Genomic DNA, 7,517 nt, shown 5'->3' with positions numbered 1-7,517 from the left:
GTTGGAATGACGTACGCCGCGCCGCAGTATCAATCCAATCTGCGTGTTGCTCCGTACGTTGTACTGCAACCCCGCCTGCGCCATCGTGAGTCGATCCTCGCGAACGGCTTGCGTTGACAGGACAAATCCCGGGTCACCGGCATACGCGATATGGTCGTGACTGAGACGCGTGCTGAACGTCAACTTCGCGGTAGGCTTCCAGTCCGCACCCACCGCGACGCCCTGATTCAGGGCATAACTTGCCGTCGTATTTTCAATCGCAGAGCTCTCTATCGCATCGATGTCGCGATAGGTCGACGCGTTCAAAGTCGTTTTCTCGGTGGCGTTCCACCCCAGTGACAACAGTCCAGTGAATCCTGAAAAATCGCGCTGAGGAACGTCCGTATAACCTCGCTGCGTGAAATTCAGCTTGCCGGTCATCGATGTTTTCTCGCTCAGCTTCCATACGGCGGCTACGCCGTTGTCCCACTGCTGATAATCATTGTCGACGGCCATCACGCCAATCAACTGCCGGTTGGGATAGCGCCCCTCGCTGCGGCGGCTGACCCAGGCCACGGTCGAGCCCTTATCGGACCGATATTGCAGACCGCCTTTGAGGGCATCCACCGTCGCATCCTGTAGCAGTTGTGCTGCCGCATCGTTGCTCGTACGCACGCTTTCCATGCCGAACTGGACTTGCCATGGATAAGCCAGTTGGATTGCGCCATTTAAAGTGCCTCGGCGTGTTCGTATCTGGTTTTTGACAGGCTGCTTGACATTCGTATAGCTTGCCTGTTTGAGCGTGTCTGCCACGCCGACATCACCTGTCGCTCGGTTTCCGATCTTCCAGGCCCATTTCAGGTAGGCATCGTGGCCATCGTTATCGAGCTGGCCGTAGGTATTGAATCGTGTCTGATTGAGCTCGACGTGTGCCTGGATTGTCTGGCGGCTCATTTTCAAATTCGCATCCATACCGGCCCCCAGCGTCAGATAGGACTCGGCCGTATTGGACGTTCGCAGCACAGCGCGAGCCTCCTGGTCATTCTGCAAGCGGAACAGATTGCTGTCGTAGCCATAGAGCGCACGCACATAAGGCATGAACGTCTCATCCGGCCCCTGCTCGGTTACGTCTGCAGCCCATGCCGGACTCGCGATCATGCCGAGCATTGTCAGGAAAACGCCTATTTCAGTGGTCGTCGGCAGTTGCGGGGACAGGAGGCAGATCAAGCGTGTTTCACGACGTAGTGCGGCCTGTACCAGATCGAACGCGCTCTCGCGCTCGCGCGCGCCCTGCGCGGCATCGAGCAGCACGGCGCATTTCCATCCGCGAATTCGAATCCGCTCGCATCGAATGAGTTGCCTTAATTGAGCGTGGGCAAGCGTTTCTTGCCTGCATACCATAGCCGCATGTTTATCAAACCCAGGAGCGTCGCAAGGAGCGCCCAGCCGTTCACTTCAGATACGTAAGGCGCCGTCGCCCTGCCATATACATCGCCCATGGGAGGTCCGGCATGGCGCGTATAAGACGCGTTTGCAGGCATACGGTAAATGGCTGCGGCAGCTGAGGCTTCATACTTTCCGCTCAATTCTGTCGTCCGGATATCGGATGCAAACGCATCCACCAGCGATGGCCCTGCGAGGATCGCTGCCGACCAAACCGCGACTCCAATAGTGCGTTGAATTTTCATGTGCATAGCGAACTCCAGAAATTCGAACTCAAGGATTTGGGGCTCAACTGAGTCAACAATAGCTTCACGTCAATAGGCCTGTGAGTCTTTGATGACCAGTTTCAAGGTCCTTAAAATAATGGCTATGTCCATCCTCAGCGACCAGCTCTTCAAATACGCAATGTCGTAAATCACGCGGCCTTCCATCTTGTCGATCGTGTCGGTTTCACCTCGGTAGCCATGAATCTGCGCCCACCCGGTAATACCCGGCTTGACCTTGTGGCGCCACATGTATCCATTGATGAGCTTTCGGTAGTATTCATTGTGAGCAACCGCATGGGGGCGTGGCCCGACGATACTCATCGTTCCCTGCAACACATTGAAAAACTGTGGAAGTTCGTCAAGTGACGTTCTGCGTAAAACGGCACCGACCCTGGTCACTCGCGTATCGTTTTTTGTGGCCTGAATGACCGTCCGGCTATCTTCACAAACGCTCATCGAGCGGAATTTGTAAACTTGGATCTCATCGCCGTCCATGCCATAGCGACGTTGTTTGAAAATGACCGGACCCTTCGATGTAAGCTTCACCGACAGCGCGATGAGTAGCAGCAAGGGCGTGATCGCCAGCAGAATAAGACTGGCCGCGGCTATATCGAAAATACGCTTGTTGACTGCGTTGATACCCGTTAGCGGCGTCTCGAACACGGAGATCACGGGAATTCCGTTCACGTTATCCAGGCGCGCCTGAACCAGATCGAATACGAATACATCCGGCACAAAATAAATCGACGCCGTAGTGTCTCGCAGGGCGTTGACCAAATCGACCACACGCGGATGCCTGAATAACGGGAACGTGATGTAGACCAAGTCGATTTCATGCCGCGCCACATAGTCAGTCACATCGTCTATGCCGCCGCACACTACGTTCTTCAGTTCCGTCTCGCAGCGATCGCCGCAACGATCATCGAAGAACGCCTCTACCCGGATCATCAGGCTGTGCTGGTGATGTATCCGTTGAGCCAGCTTGTAACCAAGTTCGTTGGCGCCCACGATGACCGAACGTCGGATTTTTCCATGCCTGCGCAAGAACTCGAGATAGCCTCGCACAACCGAATGTCCAAGAAACAACAATAAGGGCGTTATCAGACTCCACCACACCAAGACCTGTGTGTTGTACGCACCCAGCATGCCGCTGAGTACGCCGACCATCCCCAGTAGAAGCAGCACGATCAGCCAGGCGGTCAGTAAGCTGGATGCGTGTTTGCGTTGGGCTTCAGGGTCCGAAACCGCGGGCTCGAAAAACTCGAAGTTATCGAACACCTGAGAGCTAATCAGGAATGCGAGGCTACCCAACAGCAAATACAAGCCGTCGAATTTCTGTTCTTCCAATACAACCGCCAGGATCAGAGAAAAGAAAATTACCAGGGGATTCACCAATCGCCTGGCCAGGCTAAGAGCCGGATGTTCGTAGCAACCAAACATTGAACGCTCTTTATATCGTTGGTGCGGGATCTCGGCTGCATGAACGCATGCAGCTCGTGGTACGGGTGGTGCGGGCAGCCATGGGATACATCGGGAAAGGTTTTTCAATATGCGCCCGGGGGTTCAGCTTTTTCGTTCGGCATGCAGAGCCGTCCAGTAGTTGCGTTTCGAGTTCACCGCTTCTTGATTCATACGTTTCACGACGTGTGCCGTGCTCCGGATAGCGCCACGCGCGCCTTCCATTGCTATGGGTGGATCTGGAACGGAGTACGTAGGCCACGTCATGGGCACAGGCGTCACGATCGCCCGCAGGCCGACTGATCGCGGAGAATCCGATGCCGGTGGCACCGGTCAAACGCGACGATTTGATATGTACCTGTTCGGCTTCTTTCATCATGTTGTGCATGAGCGTTTTGGCGTGGACTGCTTTTCGACTGCGACACTTCCTCGCTAGCAGATGTCGTACCAGAATGAAAACTCTTTATTTTTCATATGGTTGACAACAAGACGCGCGGCGAGCGAGGCTCACGCGTCGCTTCATGACGACATAAATTTCTGGCGTATAAGTAACCCGCTGTAAAGAAACAGGTTTTTTTGTCCTTGATGGACGACACGGCTGAAACGCCCACCAATAAGCCGAAAATCCGTTTGAATCAGTACAGCAGGAAGTGCAGGACCCACGTTTAGATTTCACGCCGAAAGATCGGCAATTTCATATATGTATGAGTTGACGCTTAAGGGGGATTGCCAAACTCATTACTGATTTCATGAAGTGCATTGACCGGCCAGAACTCAAGGTGGCCGCCACGCGCGCAATTGAACTGCGCATAAAATGGCCATCCCGGGCAATCTGAGCGGACAACATCTACCCGGGAGTCTGCTTTGCTACACTCGGCGCATGCTGTTCCTCATCCCCCATCTGTTCCCCTCTGCCCGGCTGCTGGAAGCCGCGACGCAGGATCTGCGCCTGCCTGCATTGCAGACCCTGCTGGCACGCGGCACTCGCCAATCCAGCCCGGCCGAAGGGATGGAAGCCGTCCTGTGCGAGGCGCTGGGTATCGCCCGCCAGCAGGACTGGCCAGTTGCCCCGATCAGCCTTGAGGCGGATGGCGGCGTGGCCGGCAAGGCCTACTGGTTGCGTGCCGACCCGGTCCATCTACGGGTCATGCGCGACCGCATCGTGCTAGCCGACAGCGATACGTTGGAACTGACACAACCCGAGGCCGATGCGTTGACCGCCGCAATCGGCCAGCATTTTGGTGCGGGCCTAAGCCCGATCGCGTGCCATCCCAAGCGCTGGTACCTGCGGCTCGACGCTGCACCACGCCTGACGACTCACGCAAGGTCTGTTGCAGTGGGCTGCGATATCGATCCCTTGCTGCCGCACGGCGACGATGCCATGCAATTCCGCGCGTGGTTGAACGAAGTGCAAATGCTGCTGCACGACCATCCGGTCAATCTGGCACGCGAGGCGCGCGGCGCGTTGCCAATCAATGCGCTGTGGCTGTGGGGGGGCGGGTGCCTGCCGGTGGCGCCCACCTCGACCGCCCTGCTGTATGCCCGGAACGCCGATGCACATGCACTTGGCGCGTTCTGCGCCATGCGCGTACTGTCGCTTCCCGAGCAGATGGACATCTCCCAGCTCGAAACGGCAGGAGTGATGCTATTGGACGATTTGACGCACGCAGGACAGTACGGCGATGCCTATGGCTGGCGTGAGGCCTTGCGTGGCCTGGAACGCGACTGGTTCGCGCCCTTGCAGGACGCACTGCGCAGGAGTGGTCCGGGAGGACTGATTCTGAATGATCCGGTCAATGGAAAGACGCTGCGGCTTCACGCCAGCGATGCATGGAAATTCTGGCGGCGTCGCCGGGACCTGGTCTCGATGCTCGCCTGAATCAAAGGCTCGCGCCGCTGTGGTCGTCAGATCGGCGTTGCCCACAGATCGTGTTCGTCCGCCTCCTCGACGCGTACCTTGAGGCGTGCCCCCGGCTTCAGATCGAACACCCCTTCGAGATAGACCACCCCGTCGATTTCCGGCGCGTCGGCATGGCTGCGCGCAAGTGTGCCGACTTCATCCTCCTCGTCGACGATGACCTCGATCTCACGGCCGACTTTTGCTTCGAGCAGAGCCGCCGAGATTTCCGCCTGCACTTCCATGAAGCGCTCCAGGCGTTCCTCCTTCAGCTCTTCCGGCACGGCATCGGGAAGCGCGTTCGCCGCGGCCCCTTCCACGGGCGAATACTTGAAGCAGCCGACCCGATCGAGCTGCGCCTCCTTGAGGAAAGTCAACAGCTCCTCGAACTCGGCGTCCGTCTCGCCAGGAAAGCCGACAATGAAAGTCGAGCGCAGGGTAAGATCGGGCACGGCAGCGCGCCAGGACTGAATACGGTCCAAGGTCTTCTCGACCGCGCCAGGACGCTTCATCAATTTCAGAATGCGCGGGCTGGCATGCTGAAACGGAATATCGAGATACGGCAGGATGATGCCGTCGGCCATCAAGGGAATCACGTCGTCGACGCTGGGATATGGGTACACGTAATGCAGGCGCACCCAAGCACCAAGACTGCCCAGCGCACCCGCCAGTTCGGTCATGCGCGTTTTCAGCGGGCGACCGCTCCAGAACCCTGGGCGATATTTCACGTCGACCCCGTAGGCGCTCGTATCCTGCGACACCACCAGCAACTCCTGCACCCCAGCCTTGACCAGAGCCTCCGCCTCGTGCATCACGTCGCCGATCGGGCGGCTGACGAGGTCACCGCGCATCGAGGGGATAATGCAGAAGGTACAGCGATGATTGCAGCCCTCGGAAATCTTCAGGTAGGCATAGTGGCGCGGCGTCAGCTTGATGCCCCCTGGCGGAATCAGGTCCTCGAACGGATCGTGTGGTTTGGGCAACGCGGTATGCACTGCTTCCATCACCGCGTCCAGCGCATGAGGGCCGGACACCGCCAGCACCTTGGGATGCGCTTCACGTATCAGGTCACCCTTGGCACCGAGGCAGCCGGTGACAATGACCTTGCCGTTCTCCGCCAACGCTTCGCCGATCGCCTCGAGCGATTCCTGCACGGCGGCATCGATAAATCCGCAGGTATTGACCACGACCACGTCGGCATCGTCATAGCTGCCGACGATGCCGTAGCCTTCGGCGCGCAGCTGGGTGAGAATCCGCTCGGAATCCACTGTCGCCTTCGGACAGCCGAGAGAGACGAATCCGACGTTCGGCGTGCGGGCGGGTTTGGCTTTCGTTACCATGACGTTCAGTCCTGATGGAGCAATAAGATGTATATCGTAGCGATTGGCTGGGCCTATGTGATTCTCATGATGGCAATCACCGCCAGCAGTATCGGCAAGGCCTTGGCCGTCCTGTTTTTCCTGGGCGTATTGCCGCTGGCTCTGTTCATCTATGTCGCTGATGGACCACGGCGACGTCGACGTTCAATGGCCCTCGCCGATGAAGTAGCCCGCCAGAGCGACGGTCGCGACACCCAATCCGATTAGCGTAAGCTGCTGCAGGGTTGCACCGATTTCCGCACGCTTGTGCAAACCGGGAATCAGATCCGACAAGGCCACATACAACATGCTGGCCCCTGCCAACCCGAGCAGCACCGGCATCCATCCCTGCAGCATCGACAGGGCGTAATACCCGACCAATGCACCCAGCATGGTTGCCACGCCGGTCAGGAAATTGAGCGCCAACGCCTGTGTGCGGGTATAGCCTGAATGCAGAAGAATCAGAAAGTCACCGATTTCCTGGGGGATTTCATGCGCGATGATGGCCAACGCCGTGATTGCTCCCAGGCGGAAATCGACCAGGAAGGCACCGGCAATGATGATGCCGTCGACAAAGTTGTGGAAGGTATCGCCTACCGTGATCATCATGCCTGATCGCCCATGATCATGGCCGTGATCGTGGCTGCTATGGGCTTCGCAGATCTCGTCGTGGCAATGGCGCCACAACACCAGCTTTTCCAGCAAGAAAAACAACAGGATGCCGCCCAGCAAGGCATTGGCAACCGTTTTGACGTCCCCGCCCAGTTCGACGGCTTCCGGCAGGACTTCCAGCAAGGAGGCACCCAGCAAGGCGCCAATGGCATAGCTCACCAGCACAGGCACCCAACTGGGGCGTGCAGAAAAGGCCAGTAGCGCAGCCAGCAACAAGCTCAGCACGCTGCCCGCGGCAGTTGCGACCAGAATGACTGCAAGGGTAGACATGAAATGACAAACCACCAAGAAAGGAAGGGATTATACCGGTGGAAGGCATCGAGGCTGATGCCCGAGAGCAAATCCGCCTCCTGGATTGCATCATGAACTGGGAGTTGTGGCTGACTGCCTCTCAATCGGAATCAATCCCGTCGCGTATTCCGCAGCCCTAACAGACTACGGAAT

Annotated in this window: 7 protein-coding genes; 1 reads left to right on the top strand and 6 read right to left on the bottom strand. The window is 57.5% G+C overall.

The window, feature by feature from the left end; all coding sequences use genetic code 11:
- The 4 genes from epsL to ABT23_RS14725 form a co-directional block, all read right to left on the bottom strand.
- A partial coding sequence (epsL, locus tag ABT23_RS14740; protein ID WP_296636959.1) for an XrtB/PEP-CTERM-associated polysaccharide biosynthesis outer membrane protein EpsL occupies positions 1-1,290 on the bottom strand: 1,290 nt, incomplete at its 3' end.
- 50 nt (positions 1,291-1,340) lie between these two features.
- Positions 1,341-1,673: a hypothetical protein gene (locus ABT23_RS14735; RefSeq protein WP_296636956.1), complete on the bottom strand. Its 333-nt coding sequence runs from the start codon at positions 1,671-1,673 to the stop codon at positions 1,341-1,343.
- Positions 1,674-1,736: 63 nt separating this feature from the next.
- Positions 1,737-3,080, bottom strand: a complete 1,344-nt coding sequence (locus ABT23_RS14730; protein WP_296636954.1) for an undecaprenyl-phosphate glucose phosphotransferase — start codon at positions 3,078-3,080, stop codon at positions 1,737-1,739.
- Between the two features lie 58 nt (positions 3,081-3,138).
- Entirely contained in the window at positions 3,139-3,534 is a 396-nt protein-coding gene (locus ABT23_RS14725; RefSeq protein WP_296636951.1) for a hypothetical protein, read from the bottom strand.
- Between the two features lie 492 nt (positions 3,535-4,026).
- On the opposite strand from ABT23_RS14725, the gene ABT23_RS14720 reads away from it, so the two are divergent.
- Positions 4,027-5,025, top strand: coding sequence for a hypothetical protein (locus ABT23_RS14720; protein WP_296636950.1), 999 nt, complete (start codon positions 4,027-4,029; stop codon positions 5,023-5,025).
- Positions 5,026-5,051: 26 nt separating this feature from the next.
- Here the strand turns inward: ABT23_RS14720 and rimO are convergent, their stop codons facing one another.
- The gene (gene rimO / locus ABT23_RS14715; RefSeq protein ID WP_296636947.1) at positions 5,052-6,383 is read right to left on the bottom strand and encodes a 30S ribosomal protein S12 methylthiotransferase RimO; all 1,332 of its coding nucleotides are present in this window, start codon (positions 6,381-6,383) and stop codon (positions 5,052-5,054) included.
- A 183-nt stretch (positions 6,384-6,566) separates the two neighbouring features.
- Positions 6,567-7,343, bottom strand: a complete 777-nt coding sequence (locus tag ABT23_RS14710) for a ZIP family metal transporter (RefSeq protein ID WP_296636945.1) — start codon at positions 7,341-7,343, stop codon at positions 6,567-6,569.
- Between the last annotated feature and the right edge of the window lie 174 nt (positions 7,344-7,517).

Origin of the sequence: Thiobacillus sp. SCN 63-57 (assembly GCF_001725555.1) — a bacterium.
Lineage (GTDB): Bacteria > Pseudomonadota > Gammaproteobacteria > Burkholderiales > Thiobacillaceae > Thiobacillus.
Note: the sequence above shows the minus strand (reverse complement) of the source record. Positions and strands in the feature narration are given on the sequence as shown.